Annotated in this window: 1 protein-coding gene; it reads left to right on the top strand. The window is 60.0% G+C overall.

What is annotated here, in order from left to right:
• Positions 1 to 255, top strand: a 255-nt coding sequence (locus tag KW825_RS20365) for a hypothetical protein (protein WP_218330247.1), incomplete at both ends; no start/stop codon positions are given.

Genomic DNA, 255 nt, shown 5'->3' on the forward strand with positions numbered 1-255 from the left:
ATCCGAATGGCTCGAATGCTGCGGCCAACAGCGAGACGGTGAGCGGTAGCTTCACGGTGTCGGCCACGGACGGGATTTTGAATGTGGTGATAGGGGGTACCAGCTACACCCTGGCCCAGGTGCAAGGATTTAACGGTAGCCAGATGGTCAACACCGGCGAAGGGGTGCTGACGCTGCTGAGTTACGTGGGCACGGCCAGTGGCGGGACGGTGAACTACAGCTACACCCTGAGTGCGACCATCGACAACGACAGCA

The sequence above is a fragment of the Aeromonas sp. sif2433 genome (assembly GCF_019218705.1).
Lineage (GTDB): Bacteria > Pseudomonadota > Gammaproteobacteria > Enterobacterales > Aeromonadaceae > Aeromonas > Aeromonas encheleia.